Raw genomic sequence first — 17,775 nt, forward strand, 5'->3', positions numbered from 1 at the left:
GGAATATTTAGGAATGAATCCGATTATGGGTCAAAATTTGAGAGTACATGCTTAGTGTTCTTCAAAATACATATCAAAACTGTGTATCGTGTTTAACCGGGAATTGATCCGGGATTTTTTCGTCGGGCTCTCCCAGGTTTTGCCGTAGGTCGATTTCAATACCTCTGGCAATCGTTGAAATGGGAACATCATTTGCGGTTCCTTCAAACGGATTTTCACCCGTTCTCCCAATTCTTTCCATCGTATGGAATATCCAGGCAACAATGATATAGAAAGGAATGGACAACCAAGCAAATAGATCGCCGACCAAGGGATGGGTATCCGAAAATCCATTTCCAATCTCAATGAATTGGGGTACCAAAGCCAAGGGAAGGAGCAAGATAAAAATCCACATGAAAAAATGATTGAGGGTAGCGAATTGTCTTGGATATGGAAAATTTTTGATACGTTCACTTTTGCCTTGAAGTGTAAACAATTCCTGAAGTACAGCCTCAAGTTCCAAAAAGGAGAACTCCCATAACACCTGCTGCTCCTTAAGCTTTCTTAAATGGTGGGACTGTAGGTACAGCAATGCTGTCTGTTTATTGTTCTTATCCAATACATAGGCCCGGTCCCTTTCCGAAATATAAGGTTTTAAGTCATCCTCCAAGTCGGAATCCAGTTCGGGTGGACGTACGTTCCATTCTTGATTGGTTCTATGGCTTATACTGGTTTCCCAAGGTCTGGGCATACGCATCGCATGCCGCAGGGCGGTCATCCAAGCGATATGGCGGTATGTAAGGATTTTAATTTCGCTGTGCAGTTGCTCCTCGGTCAAGGGAGTTTGGGTATTTTCGTTCGATAGCATATCCTGTACGAACATGCCAAAGGTCCTGGAGGTATTGACAATGCCTCCCCAAATCTTACGGGCTTCCCAAATTCTTCCGTAAGCCGAATTATTTTGAAATCCGATGACAAAGGCCACGGCAGTACCGATCAATGCCAAAGGAGTCCAAGGAATTTTTATCCAGCCCAAATCGAAAAAATAATAGATGGCAACCCAAACCACTATAATCAAAAGGAAGAGAAAGGTCTCAAATCGGGTCCACCAGGCCATCTCGGAGGCGGTATATTTCTTTTTAATATGCATGACTCTTAGTATTGGCAGTTCATTAAATTAGTTTATTCGTTTGGTTATTGCCCTAACAGCCCGTTTAGCCACTAAATCCAACAACATAAACGTCTGAGGGGATACTATTGCAATGTATGAATATTTAGGGGTATCCGGATAAATTAAAGTCGCCCAATTGAAAGCCTAAGAAGTAAAAAGGGCTTGATAATCCCAATATTGATAATATAGGGGTCAACGTTACATTGTAAAAAGAGGCATCACCAAAAGTCTTTTCACAGGAATCAAAATTTACCCCATGCCTTGTTCCCAGATGAAAAAAAGTGGATTATTTTGTATCTTGGCTTTATTTGGATTTGGGATTTACGATTCTGTGTTAAAAAAGTTTTTAGACACACGAAATCGTTTTTTTATTCATAACATTAGGGGCGGGTCTGTATTAGGATTTTGAATTTACGTACATGGATCATAAGTGGCTGAACGAGGTAGAGGGGTTATTTAAAAGGCGGTATCAAGAGCTTTGTTTAATTGCCTACAGCTACGTTGCCAATCTTGACGAAGCCGAGGATATTGTACAGGATGTTTTTATCTCCTTACTAAAACGGCAGGACGATAGCATACTGAATATGGAAGGGTATGTAAAAAAATCGGTCAAAAATGCCAGTCTCAATACAATCAGGCAATCAAAAAAATTGGAACCCATCTCGGAGAAAGTACTCAAACTCCCCCAATATGAAAATCCGCAACGGATTGACCATGATGAAGAAATTAAAAGCGCCATAGAGAATCTACCGGTACAATGCAAGAAAGTATTTGAACTTTGCGCCTTGGAAGGCCAAAAATATAGTACCGCTGCCGAAACCCTGAACATCTCCGTAAATACGGTAAAATCGCATATGAAAAAGGCCTACAAGATCCTTCGCGTGGAATTGCAGGACACTCAATTATTCCTGCTATTGTTGTTAATTTCTCAATTGCGGTAGCTTCTTTTTGATTTTTTTCAATTTTAACATCACCCTTTTTATGGTATTCGGTGTCCTTATAGTAGTGGGATATCTTACATACCCATGAAAACCAACTATGGAAATAACCAAACTTATTGTAAAAAAACTGACCTCCAAGCTTTCCGGGGCAGAAGAGAAAGAATTTGAATCATGGTTGCATTCATCCCGTGAAAACAAGGAAATCTTTGAGCGGATAACCCTTATCCAGAAATCCGGTAAGGATCTTAGGGAATTGGAAACCTTGGACGAAATCGCCGCTTGGGACAAAATACTTCAAAAAATAGAGCCCGTTACCGTATCCCAAAAAAGAAGGCTTTGGGCAAGACCCATTTTTAAGTATGCGGCCATCTTTGTTGGGCTTTTAGGTTTCGCTTTCTGGTATTTGTTCAACCCTGTACAAACACAGGAAAATACGATGCCGCCGCCCGATAAAGACGCTATTACGCTACAATTGGAAAACGGGGAGATCAAAGTGCTTTCCGAGGATGGGTCTTCCCAAATTAAAGATAAAGAGGGAAACCTGGTGGTCACCAAAAAAGGATCCAACCTGGCCTATTCGGACTCGGCTTCAATAGAAAAACTGGTCTATAATACATTAACGGTCCCATATGCCAAGCGATTCGGGATAGAGCTTTCAGACGGGACAAAAATTCATCTCAACTCAGGTTCGTCCATAAGGTATCCGGTCAAATTTATCAAAGGAGCACATAGAGAGGTTTTCTTGACCGGTGAGGCCTTTTTTGAGGTAACCGAGGATACCGAACGTCCTTTTATCGTTAGCAGTGATGGCTTGGTCGTAACGGTGCTGGGTACCACCTTTAACGTAAAAGCCTATCCAGAGGACAAGGAAATCAATACGGTCCTGGTGTCGGGATCCGTGGGTCTTTCCAAGAAGGGCAACCCGACTACCGACTCCAAGGTATTGGAGCCGGGGCACATGGCTTCCTGGGACAAGACCCACAATACCATGGCCATGGAAGCCGTTGATACGGAGCTTCACACTTCTTGGATCCATGGAAGATTGGTGTTAAAACGAACCCCCTTTGAACAGATTGTTCCCAAACTACAGCGGCATTATAACATATCCATTACCAATAATTACCCCATCCTAAATGATAAGGTATTTACGGCCAGCTATGATATTGAGACCATTGAGGAAGTCATGGCGTCGCTCAGCGAAATCATCCCTTTCTATTTTGAGGTCGATGGAAATGAAGTTCTTATAAACAAACCCAGAAATTAGACTAACTTAAAATACAACCGCCAATGAAGTAAACACAAAAAAATCAACAAAAAAATCGGGAAATGCTGGTACCATTCCCCGATAGATTAGTAATCAACTGATACGAGTTAACTAAAATCCTTTAAAAATATGGAAAAATTAAAAGGAATTCGACTTTTTACGTTCAATTCCATAAAAATAAGTCTAGCGTTGAAGCTTACGCTCTTTCTTTTACTAGCCTCCATCCTGTCCGTGCATGCCAATGCCTACTCGCAACGGACCAAGGTAAGCTTAAACTTTGAGAACGCTACCATGCAGCAAGTGCTGGAGGAGATAGAGGCCATAACCGACTTTAAATTTGTATATACGAACAATGAAATTGATGCGGATCAACGGGTTTCGGTCACTGCGGAGAATGAAAAATTGTCCAGTGTTTTAAAAAGATTGTTCCAACAAACGGACATCTCTTATAAGCTAAGACGAAAATTGATCATCTTGCGTTCACTTCCCGTACCGAAACCTGTAAAGGTAGTTCCCCCGGCAGAAAAAACCGAGGAAGACCAACAACTTCAGGTATCCGGTACGGTGACCGATGTTAACGGAGACCCGCTACCCGGAGCGAACGTTGTTGAAAAAGGTACACAAAACGGCGTGGTCACGGACTTTGATGGAAAATTTACGATTTCCCTTGAAAACAGTGATGCCGTCCTACAAGTTTCCTATATCGGTTTTGTGACCAAAGAGGTGGATGCCACCCCCGGTGAGGAAATGTCAATTCCGCTCACCACCGATACCGCACAGCTTGAAGAAGTAGTATTGGTAGGATATGGGGTACAGCGAAAATCCGACGTAACCGGCTCGGTCTCCAGTGTTGCTGGGGAAGATCTGCTAAGGCGACCCGTGGCCAACGCCATACAAGGCTTGCAGGGCCGGGTTGCCGGTGCCAATGTATATCTGAATTCCGGAAGTCCCACAGCAGTTCCCCGAATCATAATTCGCGGATTGGGAACCATTAACTCCAGTTCCGATCCCCTCTTTGTTGTAGACGGGGTGGTTATGGAGGATTTTCAGTTTCTCAATCCAAACGATATAGCAAGTATGGAAGTGCTCAAGGACGCCTCCTCTACCGCCATTTATGGGGCTCGAGGGGCCAACGGCGTAATCTTGGTGACCACCAAACGTGGGGCAAAGACCGATGGCATAACGGTTTCCTATGATAGTTTTATGAGCGCGGGCACCTTGCGGAAAAAGATGGATCTACTTAATGCGGAAGAATTTCTTGAAGTGGTAGAGACAGGTTTTGCCAATACGCCCAAATATCGCGATGATGTAACCGTAGCACCTATTTTGACCCGGGACGATCCCCGGCTTTTTGATGCCCAGGGCAATCCCTTGTACGATACGGATTGGCAAGAAGAGGCCACCCGTACGGCCATTACGCACAACCATCAGCTCTCCATTCAGCAAAGAAACGGGAACTCCTCCGTGGGGGTCTTTTTGAACTTTGCGGATATTGAGGGCATCATGCTCAACAACGATTTGGAGCGCTGGAACGGAAAATTGGCCTATGATACCAAAATAAAGGATTGGTTGTCTTTTGGAGCTAATTTGCTGGTAAATTATACCAAGGAAAATGCATACCAAGAAGATGGAGGAAACCAAATGCCGAGACGGACTATGATCGAAATGCCGCCTATATTTCCGGTACGTTTCCCGGACGGTAGCTGGTCCAATAGCCGTACCATAACCGATAACTTTAATTTGGAGGCCATGGCCAATCCGGTTCATGTCCTAGAAACCCAAATACGGCGTAATTTGAGAAACCAAATTTTTGGAAATGTCTTCTTTGAGTTCGACATTGCCGAAGGTCTCACTTTTAAGACCCAATTCGGGGTAGACAAACAGGACCGTACATTCCAATTTTTTTCTCCGAACGATTTAATCAACATTTCCGCCCCGTTGGGAGAGGCGATTTTGACCGAAGAGAAAGTAACCTTTTGGCAACAGGAGAATTTCCTTACCTATAACAAATCCTTTGAAAACTCAAGGATCAATGCGGTTCTCGGAGCCAGTTGGCAAGAACGTGAATTCTTTAGTTTCCGTGCCAGATCCCAAGGCTTCCCGGACAATTCCCTGTCCTTTTATCGCCTAGAATCGGGAAGTATTCCAGATGTACCAAGATCTGAGTACAATGCTTGGTCCATCAACTCCTATTTTGCGAGGGTTGGATATACCTATAAGGATAGATACTTAATAACCTTGACCGGGCGTGCCGATGGATCTTCCCGCTTTGGTGAAAACAATAAATACGGATTTTTCCCCTCCATAGGTTTGGGCTGGGTCTTGTCCGAAGAGGACTTTCTATCGGAATCTTCCTTTATAAACCAGTTAAAATTGAGGACGAGTTATGGGGTAACCGGGAATACGGAAATAGACCCCTACTCTACCCTGGCAACCATAGAATCGGGTACGGCTTTGATCAATGGGCAACGGGTCAACGATAGTTTTGTAACCCGTATCCCTAACCCGGACGTAGGTTGGGAGACCACGACCCAATTTGACGTGGGAGTAGAAGTAAGTACCAATACCAATCCCAAGATCAATCTGGAACTGGATTATTACTATAAGCTCACCGAAGACTTACTATTGGAAAGACCGATACCCCGTTCTACCGGTTTTGATAATATCCGTGATAACATTGGTTCTATCTCCAATAGAGGTGCTGATATATCGATAAGCTCTGTATACTCAAAAGAGAATTTCTCTTGGGAATCGGTTTTGAACATGAACTATAATGTAAACCGAATAGAGAAATTGGGCGCTAATGACGAGGATATCTTTCCTGGTCCGGGCTTTGTATCCGGTAGTAATACCATACTTCGGGTAGGGGAACCCGTGGCCTCCTTTTGGGGATTGGAACGCCTTGGTATCTGGGGAACGGATGAAGCGGCGGAAGCGGCAGCTGTAGGCGCCTTGCCCGGGGAAGCCAGACGTTCAACCGAACGAACCATTATCGGGAATGGCCTACCGACATGGACCGGAAGTTTTATCAACAACTTCCGTATTGGCCGATTTGACTTCACAGCCGACCTTCAATTTGTTTTTGATGTGGATATATTACAGCAGGCCCATCATTCCACAGAGGATCGATCCGGTATCGCCAATGGTTTGCGTACCATCCTTACAGAGGGTTGGACGCCCCAGAACCAGAACACACAGGTTCAGGAAATCCGCAATCAAGGAACTTCGGGTCAGAACAGCCAAGTAGATAGCCGTTGGGTAGCCGATGGATCCTATCTTCGTGGGAATCTCTTTACCTTGGGGTATACTTTACCCGATAACTTCGTAAACTCCATAGGCCTTAACATGCTACGGATATATGGAAGTGTCGATAACGCATTTGTGCTACAGTCAGACAGTTTTCAGGGATTTGATCCCGAGGGATCTTCCAATGATAACCAATTCGGGCAGAATATTTTCTTTTTTCAATATCCAAGGCCTAGAACCTTTACCCTAGGCTTCAATCTTAAATTTTAATAGCTATGAAGTATCTAAAAATAACAGGTTTTTTAAGTCTCATGCTATTCATGGTGTCCTGCTCCGACTTTTTGGAAGAGGAACCACGGGACCAGCAAAGCGTTGATCAATTTTTTGCGGAGCCCGGTCAAGCTGAAAGTGCCGTAAACTTTCTGTATCAAAACGGGGCTCCCGATATGTATATCAGTCAAGGCGTATTTAGGGGTTCTGACGCTATGTATCTCCAGTATCTCTCCGGTTTTTTTGACAATGAGTTTAGTGGTCAGGAACGTCAGGTAGACCTTGCCCAGCAATTGGCCATCTCCCCTACCGAAATAGATGCTACATTGAATCGCATATGGCAGAATCTTTATCAAAGTATCTCAGGGGCCAATCTGGCCATTGCGAATATTCCGGATACGCCAGGTCTTTCTGAAGTAGAAAGCAATAACCTTATTGCACAGGCCAGTTTCTTTAGAGCGTTTGCTTATTTTTATCTGGTACGGATGTTCGGTGACGTACCCTTGATAACCGAACCGGTGGGTGGCCTGGAAGAGGTTTTTGTACCCCGCGCCCCTGTTTCGGAGGTGTATGACCTTATTGTTTCCGATTTAAACGTGGCCACTGCGGCAGGAAGCCTACCCAATGGCAATATGGTGAACAACGGTTTTCGTATAACTAGGGAAACTGCCCTAATGCTCTTGTCGGATGTTTACTTGACCATGAGCGGGGCACCCTTGTCGGACAACCGCTATGCCAATGCCGCGGAAGCTGCACGAGCGGTCATCAATAGTGGCGCGTTCTCCCTAATCCCCCATGATAGGGACGGGGATGGGAACGTTATCTTGGAAAATAGCGCCTATAACAAAATGCGAAGGGCAAAGACTTTAGCCGAAGATTATATCTATCAGATTGAATATGAAGTCGGTATCCGTTCATTTCCCTATCCGCAATGGTCGTTTCCCGCCTCTACCAGCGGTAGTGTGGGGTCGGCCTATGCGAATATCAATAACGCCTACGGCCCAAGGCCCGAACTCTATGCACAGTATGACCAGACTCTAGACCTTAGGGCACAGGAAAAGCAGTATTTCCATACCACTTTTACTACTACGGGCGGCGATGAGATTACCTTTCCGGTAACCCCCTATATCTGGTTGGACGAGGAGGTCTTTTTTACCACCGCACAGTCCGCCAAGAATTTAAGGGTGTACAGCTACCCAGAGGCCTTATTGGTCGCTGCCGAAGCCATAGCACAATCGGAGGGTGTAACCGCCGAGGCCGTTGACTACCTTACCCAGATACGGGCCAGGGCCTATTGGACCACGGATCCGGAAACCATACGAGCGGGACTTGCCGGACTTTCGGTAGGCGATTTTGTGGAAGAGGTCTGGAAGGAAAGAAATCGGGAGCTGATATTCGACTCAAAACTTTGGTTCGATATGGTACGGACAAGGAAATATCCCGCCGGGGCCGATGGCGATGTTACCTTTGTCGATTTGATAGGAAGGCAAAATACCTTTGGGCAGACCTTTGAAGAAAAGCATTTGCTATTGCCCATATCGGATTCCGAGATACAAACAAACCCTGAATTGACCCAAAACCCTGGGTATTAAATTTAAAGAAATGGGGAATAGTTGCCCATAAACGAAATTAAAATACAAATTATCTTGTTGTAGTTAGTTTAGTTTGAGTTAGTTTGGAAAACCGGTGTACGTTTTGTCGCCGGTTTTTTTTATCTACTTGAAGAACTTTTCTGTGTTGACCGTTACTAACTCGCCAATGCCGTACATACCTTTTCCGGATCCCCAAAAACAGTAACTTCTTGTACTAGTTTAGACACGGCACTGTCCAATCGCTTGCCGTTTAGGGGCTTGTTTATAAAATCGATCGCTCCTTGGGAATACGCCTGAAGTTCAAATATCGGTCTCGTAGAGTTCATGATCACCTCTACCGGTTTCTTGAACATTTTTTTGAGTGAGAATCCGTCTATTTCCGGCATTTCAACATCCAGAAGCACAATATCCACATCCATAGTATTTACCGCCCTTAATCCTAAAAAAGGATTGGTAAAGGCCCCTAAAAGTTTCAATCGTTTATTTTGTTGTATCAACTTGGAGGACATCAAAAGCTGCATGGGGGAGTCATCGATTACGATTATGTTCAATAGCATGGCAAGTAAGTTTTAAGTTAGTTTGGGACGATGAGAACGACAAGGTTCGGGAAAATCTTACAAAAAATGGATATACCGTCAACTAAATCGATAAAATACCGATTCATTTTGAGTCCCCATATTTTTCAAAAGGGTAGTAATTCAAATTCATTATCTTGGGGATATTCAAGATTGTCCATGAAAAGAAACATCCACCTTTTATTCCTGCTTGCTTCCCTATCCTCATTGTACCTGTGCTATGGCCAGGACACCAAACCCGACGAAAGCTATACCTTTAAAAAAGGTGACCGCAACGGAATCGGGAAATGGTATATGGGACGCGAAATTGCCCATGTCATGGGTTTCCAAGGCATGGGATGGCTAGATCGTACGGAACGAGAGGACGAGGAAAATACTACCAATCTACTGGAGAATATGGCCATCCAAGCTGGTGATACCATAGCCGACATTGGTGCTGGATCAGGTCATCACGTGTTTAGAATGGCGACCATGGCCAAGAATGGTCTTATCTATGCCGTGGATATTCAAGATGAAATGTTGGCCGAGATGCGCAGGAAAAAAGAAAAAGGCAAGGTCAAAAACGTTGAACTCATAAAAGGAAGCGAAAAAAATGTGAACCTCCCAAAAAATTCAGTAGACAAGGCACTCTTGGTGGATGTCTACCATGAGTTCAATTATCCCATTGAAATGATAGCCTCCCTAAAAAAGGCGTTACGGCCCAATGGAAAACTGTTTCTTATCGAATATCGCGGTGAAGATGATCGGGTTCCCATTAAAAAGCTGCACAAAATGACCCAGGCACAGGCCGTTAAGGAAATGCAGGCTGCAGGACTAAAATTGGAAGAAAATATCGGCAATCTGCCTTGGCAACATTGCATGGTCTTTAGTAAGGAATAGGTCTTGGGACCAGGTTTGTAATCCCAATCCGTGAAAATGAACAAGGCTAACCGTGTTATAGGTCTAAATTTAGGATTTTAGTCTTTAGTAACATGCGCTTCAATCCATTGTTCTGCCTCCTGGGTATACCACCAGGGCGAGAAGTTTTTGGCTTCTACAATATTTTTATAGTATTTCAGACTTTTGTCCGGTACTTCCTTTATTTGAAAAAAATTGGCCATATAAAAATTGGCATAGGGATTGTCTTTGTCCGCTTCCAATAGGAGTTCCCCTACCTCCTCAAATTGATTATCGAAATCTGTAAATTCTTCCTTACCCCGCATATGATCCATGAATTTTAGCATATACAAATTTCGTAGTAAGACCAAATCCCCATAACTCTGGTAATCGGGAAAATGTATAAAAAACCGATTCAGGATTTGCTTACTTAGTTCACTTTCATGTTCGTCATATCTACTCATAAAGGTTGCTGCCAAGGATTGGGCCATCAGTTTTTTACGAATGAATTCCCGTTTGCCCTTTTCGGTTAATCTATCTTCCAACGCTTTCAGCGTGCCTTGGTCTTCAAAAAGAGGTTCTTCCTCCAAGTCAAGGACGAAATTCTTTAAAAAGCTCAATGCGAATAAGGAATAAGTGACATCACCGGCAATTAAACGGGCCGGGTCGCTCATAAGATTGTTATTCGCCGCAATGATAAAGGTCAAATCCCGCTTGGGCACTTTTAAAAACAAGCTCGAATAACAATCATATTGACCATAGCCCCATACCAGTTTTTCACCCCCAAACTCCTGGGTAAAGGCTCCAAGACCATAAGGTAGGCCGAGACGGAACGGGTTGAACATGGTATTCTTGGAAGCCTCCGAAATCAGGATATTCTTGTCCAGTGCCCTACTTAATTTGAACAGATCTCGAACTGTGGATGAAATCCCGGCCGCCGTAGAATATCCGTAGTCGATAAATCCTGGATTGGATTCTTTGGTCATATACCCGCCTTGGGGCTCCCCACCCAAAAAATACGGCTGGGCTACCTTTCTTTTTTCCGTCACCAGTTGCAGGGAATCTTGCAACAAATAGGTGTTTTTAAGTTTTAAGGGGGTGATTATCCTTTCATACATATTCGTCTTAAAATCCTTCCCACTTGCACTGTCCATGACGTCTCCCAAAAGCATAAAACGGCTGTTGTTGTAATAAAAATGTTGCCCGGGGATGCCTTGGGAGGTATGGGACAAGGCGTGTGCGATTTTTATAGAGTCGCCCACGGTTGCGTTGTCCGAATAATTTCCTACTGGTTCGCTTAAGGATAATTTACCTTCATTTACCAATTGCATCAGGACTATGGCCGAAAATATCTTGGTCAAAGAAGCCATGGGAAGAGTCGTAACTGAATCCATGGGAATCTCTTGGGCGATATCGGCCATTCCCATATAATCCTCATAAAGGATTTGGTCTCCCTTACCGACCAAAACACTTAGTCCCGGTATCTGAAAGTATTCTTTGAGTTCTGAAAGTTCTTCTGAAAAACGTGTTTTCTTGACCGTTTCGACCTTCTTGGAATCGGAACATCCCAAGACAAACAATGCAGCCATTAAAATGCTAAAAAATCTACTCATACGATTTCTTTTTGAAGAGGCTATTAAATTACATTTAATAGAGTTGAACCAATTCTATTTGTTACAGTCTCCAAGAGCACAGTAAAAACTCGGAAACAATGGCCAAATGAAAACCGTTTTTAACCATACTAAGAAAAAACGTCATATCTTCATAGCTAGTGTTAAGTTAAGTGTACTGTGTCGTATAAGTTGCCGATATTTTTGTTCCGGGCAATGCAAAAAATTCGCGCATAGCATTAGCTACGTAAGTATTTTTTAAAGAAGTACGGGACAAAAAGAGCAATGCTTGGTACGGCTAAAGTATGCTTAATTTAACACTAGGATACCTTGCACCTATGACCACCAAAAAAAACCACCGTCTACTTTCATTGGATGCCCTACGAGGTTTTGATATGCTCTTTATCTCCGGTGGCGGAACCTTTTTGGTGCTCCTAAAAGGAAAAACGGAAATGTCTTGGGTAGATACCCTGGCCGATCAACTAAAGCATGTACCTTGGAACGGTTTTGTTTTTTACGACTTCATTTTTCCGCTCTTCCTATTTATTGCCGGAGTCTCACTTTCCTACTCCTTGAACAAAGGACTCGCCTTAGGACTCACGAAGGCCAACTTGTACAAAAAGGTGTTTATACGGATGTTGATTCTGATTGGATTGGGGCTTCTCTACAAGAACAGTCCGTTTCCCTTCTTTGAGCCCTCCGAAATACGTTTGGGCAGTGTTTTGGGCCGTATCGGATTTGCCTGTTTTATCACTACCCTATTGTACCTGAATTTTTCCAAGCTCCAGAGATTGTATTGGATTGCGGGCATTCTTACCGCTTACTATGCCGCCCTATTCCTTGTACCTATACCTGGTTATGGAGCGGGAGATCTTTCCTTTGAGGGCAACTTGGTGGGATGGTTCGATCGTACCTTCTTACCTGGACGTCTTAAGCAGGGCGACTATGACGAGTTGGGCCTACTCACCCAATTCCCGGCACTCTGCATTACTGTTTTTGGAAGCTTGGCCGGGGATACACTTCGGAGCAATGCCACCGCGGGCAAAAAAACGCTTAACCTGGTTCTAATTGGAGTGGTGGCCGTTATCATCGGGCTTATCTGGAACATGCATTTTCCTATCAACAAGCGATTATGGAGCAGTTCGTTCATAATGCTCACTAGTGGCTTGTCTTTTTTGATATTGGCCCTTTTCTACTATATCATCGATGTAAAAGGATTTAAAAAATGGGCTTTCTTTTTTAAGGTCATCGGGCTCAATTCCCTTACCGTTTATTTGGCCTATCGCTTTATTGACTTTTCATATACCTCCTCCACGTTGTTCGGAGGGCTCTTTGACATCTTTCCCGAGAAATGGCATGAGGTACTTACAGCCTTGGGGGCAACCGCCCTGGTTTGGCTCTTTCTCTACATTTTATATAAAAGGAAAATATTTATAAAGATTTAGTGCTCGATTTATAATCAAAGTGCTTACCTATCCAATATAAAGAAAAGAAGCACATACATTTCACAATTCAAGTCTAAGCATGAACTTGGCCATAGGGAAACTTTAGTCCATTTGCTTCTATCCGTACATTTGGGTATTCGGATCCTATGCCCTATTGGGCATTTTAAAATAAATTGTTGATGAAACAATAAGTCATATCCATGAAAATAAGTATTCCGCCTATCCTCCTATTTTTTCTATGCACAATAGGTTGCGCCTTTTGTAATGCCCAGGAATTGGGTGAAAAAGAACAAATTGTAAAGGTCATTACCGAATGTTATATAGAACCTTTATATCTTGAAGATGACCTTGCCAAAATAAAGGAAGGCTTTCATGAGAAGTTTGCCATGTACGTATTGTACAAGGGCGAATTTTATGTAACGTCCAGAGCGAAGTGGATCGAAAACATCAAGACGACCCGGGCCAGAAATCTACCTCTAAAAAACTATGATTGGCAGTTTGAAGTCATCGATTTTGAAGGACAAACCGCTATGGTCAAACTGCGTATTGATGAGGAGAAAAAACTAAAATATGTAGATTATCTTACCTTATACAAATTTAAAGATGGATGGAAGGTAATTACCAAACAATTTTCCATGTTCTAGGTTTGGTAAATGTCCCCATTACGGGGTCATCCGGCCGGCCCTCCATTCCGCTTTGTCCAAAAGACCAAAAGACCAATGTTGGATGGGGCTCCAATCGCTCAAATCCCCATTGATGTCCCAAACCCTTACTTTCCAGTAATATGATTGTAGTGATTGCAATTCCCTTCCTCTAAAAACAATCTGATCGCTCCGATTCGATTTAACCCGACCGGAATCCCAGATATCGGACATGTCGCAGGAGAGTGCTATTGAATCACTGGCCATCAGTATTTGATAGGCGATTTGGCCCTGGCCTTCTTCCTTGGACTTTAGCTCCCAACTTAAACGCGGCTGTGAAACGTCAATTCCCGTTGGGTTTATCAAATATTCGCATTTCAAATTCTCGATGGTAAGGGAAGTAGAGATGTCGGAAGTACAGGCTTTCATGGCAATACCGGTAATCAAGAAACCTAGGGCCATGGAGCCGATTAAGTGTTTTATTTCCATAGGATTTTTTCAGTTTTCCCGGGTCGGTGTTCGGCCTATCCGTTAACTATTGAATCCAAACAAATCTATGTTTTTAATCTATAAAAAAACAATGTATTATAGTTTTTTTTCTACATTCTACTGTTTTGTGATATTTTTTTCTACAACACGTCACCAAATCAGTTACTTGTAGTCAGTTTTTAAGAAGGGTAACCGAGTCCCTATCATCCAGAAGCGGACAACACTTTAATTGATTTTGGGAACGAACGTTTGAGTAAACCGCCAACAAGTCCAAGCGAAGTAGATAATCCTGCTCATAAAAATCTCAAAACGTATGGAATGCAAATGAAAAGAATGCCTGTAAACTTCCCTATTACGGTATAAGCCGTATTTTACGTATGTTACCGGTGGACAGTTCCAATAGGTATAGACCTTTTGAAGTTGGGTCGTGCCATTCAAAAACCAATTTATCCCCATCAGGATGCCATTTTGCATGGAGTTCTTGGCCCGGTAAATTGGTAATTCTTTCCATTCCGCTTCCGTCGGTATTCATTATGTAGAGGTTATAATTCCCGGAATCCCTCAATTCTGGATCATCCTTGTTGGAGTTGAAGACAATCTTGTCCATATTGGGTGAAATTTCAGGAAACCAATTGATACCTTCCAGAAAAGTTAATTGTCGAATATCCGACCCATCAGAATTCATGCTAAAAACATTATGGGTATCCCTTTGTTTAAAATCCGAAGTAAAGAGTATTTTATCGCCCTTAAGCTTTCGGGGATACCAGTTTTCACCCTCGGGATTGTAAAGTTCCCGTATCCGTGAACCGTCCCTATCCATAATGAACATTTTCGCTTTGCCCTGCTCAAGAATGGAATTAAAAATGATTTCACCGCCCGTGGGCGACCAGATAGGTTCTACATTATATCCAGGTAATTGTGTTAGTTGGTACAGGTTTTCGCCATTGGCACCCATGATAAAGATTTGAGCTCCATCTTCAATATCGGCATGAAAAAGGATACTTTGACCATCGGGTGACCAAACCGGTCCCTTTTTGATTCGGGCTTCCGGAAAGGTCGTGAGCTGTCTCACATTTTTGCCGTCAATATCTGCGGAATAGATCTCCCAAACATCCTTTGATGCATCTCTAGCGTAAATAAATACGATTTTCGTTCCATCCGGTGAAATATCGGGTCTTCCGATATGGCCTTCCAACTCTTGTCCTTCCGATTTACAGTTTAAAAGAAGTAAAATAGGTAAGGCAAGGAACGACAGCTTTTTCATGGTTTCATATATATTCTATTCGTAATCATAATATTCAATATTTGGTTGTCCCATAAAACCTTATTCTTCTCCTACCACATAGCCCGCATTGGGATGCCACTTATCATATTCCATATATTTGGCCGTTTCCAGTGCCGCACCCCTGGAAATAAGTCTTTCCACAATATGTAAGGCACCATCAATGCCCGCAGAGACACCAGCCGTTGTCACAATCTTTCCACTATCTACAAAACGGACATTTTGTAAAACCTCCGTATCTGTAAAGGTCTCCTTTAAACGTTCGATGCTTCCGTACCACGTAGTGGCCTTTCGATTCTTGAGCAGACCGGCATCCCCTAGTAAAAATGCCCCTGTACAAACGGATAAGAAGATTTCGGTCCTTTCTGAACTATTTCTGATCCAATCAATTACTTCTGGGTTTTTTCTGGATTTACTCGTGGCCCCACCCGGTAGTACAATGATATCCGGGGTAGGACAGTTTTCTATGGTATAATTGGGCATGATTTTCAAAAAGCCCTGACTCGTAATAAGCCCCGAACCATGGGCAACAGTGTATACATTAAATGGTGAGGTCCATTGGCCTTCCTTGGTTTTAACGGAAGAGGCCGCAAACACTTCTGCCGGACCACTAAAATCCAGCACCTCGACCCCTTCATAGAGAAATATGGCTACATTTCGTTTTTTGGGGATTTCATTCTTCTGGGCATTTCCATCAGCAGAGAAGAAAACAAAGCATAGTAGAACCAACTGCTGGATTTGTTTCATGATCGATTTTTATCAAAATATAGGGTCAAAACTGTTTTTAATCATGAAACGACCGTAAGGTTTTGTACTTATGGAACTAGATGTACAAAAAACGTTCAAAGAACTCAAAACCGTACTACATGCTGAAAATCAAATAAATACCTAGGTGGACAAATACGATCCCCAATTTGGTAAAACCTTGATGATTTAAGAAAATGTTATTAAAAAAAACTTAGTTGGTTTAAAAGCTTTATTTATTTTAGGACATACCTAGCCGGGATCATGAAGCTTACATTGTTCAAAATACTTTGCCTAGTACTATTGTTTGGCTTTTCCCCATCATTTTTATTGGCTCAGCAGGAAAGCGGATCCATTCAGGATAAAAGATACGTTTGCCCGCCTTGTGGCTGTTCCAATGACCATTTGGTATTTGGTGCCCCAGGGGCCTGTACGGTTTGCGGAATGCCTTTGATAGAGGAACCGCTGGGGATAAAAGGGCGTATTTCCAATACGATCGAAGTTACCTATACCAACTCCACCTTCAATCGAATCTATCCTAAGCTCATTTATCCCGCTTTTTTTATGGGTCTTGCCCTTGGACTGTTATCCCTCCTATCCCTTGGTTTAGGGAGAAAAAAATTCCTAAATCCTTTTTTGGCCGCGATTGTCCTAGTCTTGGCCTTGTATGGATTGAAAAATCAGCTTTTCGGCGTCCCCTACGGTATGACCGATTCCTTTCAATCCCTTTTTACACCTATTTCATTTATCGTAATTTTAGGTCCCCTTCTCTATTTCTACAACAAAAGTGTCCTAAGTACCCACTTTAGATTTAAAAGGCCTTACTTCCTGCACTTTGTCCCAGGGTTGATCATATTTCTATGGTATTTTAGTACCAGCCTGACCGAAGAATCCACAAAGCGGGAGTTAATGCATTCCCCTTTCGAGGTCGTAATAAGTCATTATGAACAAAGTATCGCGGTCCTTTTTGGATTGATTTATTTTGCAATTTCCTTTGGGGTATTTAAGAAGTGGAAGTCCAAGCATGCCCTTAGAAACCATACATTGTCCGCTTGGTTGTTGCGATTCAACTATACCTTTCTCGGTATCCTAATCATTTGGGGCCTGTTGATCTTTGTCAACTACTGGATCTATAGTTTCGGAATCGCCACCTTGCTTTATCAAGTTTTGTGGATATCCTTTGGTCTATTCATTTATTGGATCTGTTTTGAAGTAATGAACAACCCCAAATTCTTTTTGTTGAACAAAACCAACAACGGTGTAAATGGATTGGTATCCATCACCAAAGCCGAGTTGAATAGCATAACAGATCGATTGGAGTCCTTAATGCGCGTCGAAAAAATCTATTTGAACGAAAAACTCAGTCTTAACGAGGTAGCACAAAATCTGGAGGTAAACCCGAAGTACCTCAGCATGATTCTCAATAATTCAATCGGGAAGAGCTTCTACGAATATGTAAATACATTTAGGATAGAGGAGGTTAAAAATCTGATGGTGGATCCGGTCAATAGCAATATCACCATTGAGGCCATTGCAAATAAGGCGGGATTCAATTCGAAATCAAGTTTCAATACGATGTTCAAAAAGGTTACCGGGATGACCCCAAAAGAGTTTATGAGATCCTATACCTCAACTTGATGAGAACCCAGA

Annotated in this window: 14 protein-coding genes; 8 read left to right on the forward strand and 6 right to left on the reverse strand. The window is 42.8% G+C overall.

The genetic code is table 11. The features are described from left to right. Window positions 1-73: 73 nt before the first annotated feature. Entirely contained in the window at window positions 74-1,129 is a 1,056-nt protein-coding gene (locus ACO06Y_RS20960; protein ID WP_422081000.1) for a bestrophin family protein, read from the reverse strand. Window positions 1,130-1,569: 440 nt separating this feature from the next. On the opposite strand from ACO06Y_RS20960, the gene ACO06Y_RS20965 reads away from it, so the two are divergent. From ACO06Y_RS20965 to ACO06Y_RS20980, 4 genes are all read left to right on the forward strand, one after another. Next, window positions 1,570-2,091, forward strand: a complete 522-nt coding sequence (locus ACO06Y_RS20965) for a sigma-70 family RNA polymerase sigma factor (RefSeq protein ID WP_422081001.1) — start codon at window positions 1,570-1,572, stop codon at window positions 2,089-2,091. A gap of 97 nt (window positions 2,092-2,188) precedes the next feature. After that, window positions 2,189-3,355: a FecR family protein gene (locus tag ACO06Y_RS20970; RefSeq protein WP_422081002.1), complete on the forward strand. Its 1,167-nt coding sequence runs from the start codon at window positions 2,189-2,191 to the stop codon at window positions 3,353-3,355. 129 nt (window positions 3,356-3,484) lie between these two features. Beyond that, complete coding sequence (locus ACO06Y_RS20975) at window positions 3,485-6,871, forward strand: SusC/RagA family TonB-linked outer membrane protein (protein WP_422081003.1); 3,387 nt, start codon at window positions 3,485-3,487, stop codon at window positions 6,869-6,871. Between the two features lie 5 nt (window positions 6,872-6,876). Then, a complete protein-coding gene (locus tag ACO06Y_RS20980; RefSeq protein ID WP_422081004.1) occupies window positions 6,877-8,463 on the forward strand; it encodes a RagB/SusD family nutrient uptake outer membrane protein in 1,587 nt (528 codons plus the stop codon). 155 nt (window positions 8,464-8,618) lie between these two features. Here ACO06Y_RS20980 and ACO06Y_RS20985 read toward each other — a convergent pair whose 3' ends face one another. Next, window positions 8,619-9,020 (reverse strand): LytR/AlgR family response regulator transcription factor, encoded by a 402-nt coding sequence (locus ACO06Y_RS20985; RefSeq protein ID WP_422081005.1) that lies wholly within the window; start codon window positions 9,018-9,020, stop codon window positions 8,619-8,621. A 177-nt stretch (window positions 9,021-9,197) separates the two neighbouring features. Between ACO06Y_RS20985 and ACO06Y_RS20990 the strand changes: the two genes are divergently transcribed. After that, window positions 9,198-9,917, forward strand: a complete 720-nt coding sequence (locus ACO06Y_RS20990; RefSeq protein ID WP_422081006.1) for a class I SAM-dependent methyltransferase — start codon at window positions 9,198-9,200, stop codon at window positions 9,915-9,917. Between the two features lie 77 nt (window positions 9,918-9,994). On the opposite strand, the gene ACO06Y_RS20995 is transcribed toward ACO06Y_RS20990, so the two are convergent. Then, window positions 9,995-11,527: a serine hydrolase domain-containing protein gene (locus tag ACO06Y_RS20995; protein ID WP_422081007.1), complete on the reverse strand. Its 1,533-nt coding sequence runs from the start codon at window positions 11,525-11,527 to the stop codon at window positions 9,995-9,997. 335 nt (window positions 11,528-11,862) lie between these two features. Between ACO06Y_RS20995 and ACO06Y_RS21000 the strand changes: the two genes are divergently transcribed. Both ACO06Y_RS21000 and ACO06Y_RS21005 read left to right on the forward strand, forming a co-directional pair. Then, window positions 11,863-12,969 (forward strand): acyltransferase family protein, encoded by a 1,107-nt coding sequence (locus ACO06Y_RS21000; protein WP_422081008.1) that lies wholly within the window; start codon window positions 11,863-11,865, stop codon window positions 12,967-12,969. Window positions 12,970-13,169: 200 nt separating this feature from the next. After that, window positions 13,170-13,613 carry a nuclear transport factor 2 family protein gene (locus tag ACO06Y_RS21005; protein ID WP_422081009.1) on the forward strand — a complete coding sequence of 148 codons (444 nt, stop codon included), beginning with the start codon at window positions 13,170-13,172 and terminating at the stop codon, window positions 13,611-13,613. An 18-nt stretch (window positions 13,614-13,631) separates the two neighbouring features. On the opposite strand, the gene ACO06Y_RS21010 is transcribed toward ACO06Y_RS21005, so the two are convergent. The 3 genes from ACO06Y_RS21010 to ACO06Y_RS21020 form a co-directional block, all read right to left on the reverse strand. After that, window positions 13,632-14,099 (reverse strand): hypothetical protein, encoded by a 468-nt coding sequence (locus tag ACO06Y_RS21010; protein WP_422081010.1) that lies wholly within the window; start codon window positions 14,097-14,099, stop codon window positions 13,632-13,634. 352 nt (window positions 14,100-14,451) lie between these two features. Continuing rightward, window positions 14,452-15,363, reverse strand: coding sequence for a hypothetical protein (locus tag ACO06Y_RS21015; protein ID WP_422081011.1), 912 nt, complete (start codon window positions 15,361-15,363; stop codon window positions 14,452-14,454). 60 nt (window positions 15,364-15,423) lie between these two features. Continuing rightward, complete coding sequence (locus ACO06Y_RS21020; RefSeq protein WP_422081012.1) at window positions 15,424-16,128, reverse strand: DJ-1/PfpI family protein; 705 nt, start codon at window positions 16,126-16,128, stop codon at window positions 15,424-15,426. A 261-nt stretch (window positions 16,129-16,389) separates the two neighbouring features. Between ACO06Y_RS21020 and ACO06Y_RS21025 the strand changes: the two genes are divergently transcribed. Then, window positions 16,390-17,763: a helix-turn-helix domain-containing protein gene (locus ACO06Y_RS21025; protein ID WP_422081013.1), complete on the forward strand. Its 1,374-nt coding sequence runs from the start codon at window positions 16,390-16,392 to the stop codon at window positions 17,761-17,763. The last annotated feature ends 12 nt before the right edge of the window (window positions 17,764-17,775 follow it).

The organism is Ulvibacterium sp., assembly GCF_965228935.1.
In the GTDB taxonomy this organism is placed as follows: Bacteria; Bacteroidota; Bacteroidia; order Flavobacteriales; family Flavobacteriaceae; genus Ulvibacterium.

Excerpts from the sequence above, each read along its gene's own strand:
- ACO06Y_RS20960 (WP_422081000.1), bottom strand. The coding sequence starts at position 1,129 with ATGCATATTAAAAAGAAATATACCGCCTCCGAGATGGCCTGGTGGACC.
- ACO06Y_RS20965 (WP_422081001.1), top strand. The coding sequence starts at position 1,570 with ATGGATCATAAGTGGCTGAACGAGGTAGAGGGGTTATTTAAAAGGCGG.
- ACO06Y_RS20970 (WP_422081002.1), top strand. The coding sequence starts at position 2,189 with ATGGAAATAACCAAACTTATTGTAAAAAAACTGACCTCCAAGCTTTCC.
- ACO06Y_RS20975 (WP_422081003.1), top strand. The coding sequence starts at position 3,485 with ATGGAAAAATTAAAAGGAATTCGACTTTTTACGTTCAATTCCATAAAA.
- ACO06Y_RS20980 (WP_422081004.1), top strand. The coding sequence starts at position 6,877 with ATGAAGTATCTAAAAATAACAGGTTTTTTAAGTCTCATGCTATTCATG.
- ACO06Y_RS20985 (WP_422081005.1), bottom strand. The coding sequence starts at position 9,020 with ATGCTATTGAACATAATCGTAATCGATGACTCCCCCATGCAGCTTTTG.
- ACO06Y_RS20990 (WP_422081006.1), top strand. The coding sequence starts at position 9,198 with ATGAAAAGAAACATCCACCTTTTATTCCTGCTTGCTTCCCTATCCTCA.
- ACO06Y_RS20995 (WP_422081007.1), bottom strand. The coding sequence starts at position 11,527 with ATGAGTAGATTTTTTAGCATTTTAATGGCTGCATTGTTTGTCTTGGGA.
- ACO06Y_RS21000 (WP_422081008.1), top strand. The coding sequence starts at position 11,863 with ATGACCACCAAAAAAAACCACCGTCTACTTTCATTGGATGCCCTACGA.
- ACO06Y_RS21005 (WP_422081009.1), top strand. The coding sequence starts at position 13,170 with ATGAAAATAAGTATTCCGCCTATCCTCCTATTTTTTCTATGCACAATA.
- ACO06Y_RS21010 (WP_422081010.1), bottom strand. The coding sequence starts at position 14,099 with ATGGAAATAAAACACTTAATCGGCTCCATGGCCCTAGGTTTCTTGATT.
- ACO06Y_RS21015 (WP_422081011.1), bottom strand. The coding sequence starts at position 15,363 with ATGAAAAAGCTGTCGTTCCTTGCCTTACCTATTTTACTTCTTTTAAAC.
- ACO06Y_RS21020 (WP_422081012.1), bottom strand. The coding sequence starts at position 16,128 with ATGAAACAAATCCAGCAGTTGGTTCTACTATGCTTTGTTTTCTTCTCT.
- ACO06Y_RS21025 (WP_422081013.1), top strand. The coding sequence starts at position 16,390 with ATGAAGCTTACATTGTTCAAAATACTTTGCCTAGTACTATTGTTTGGC.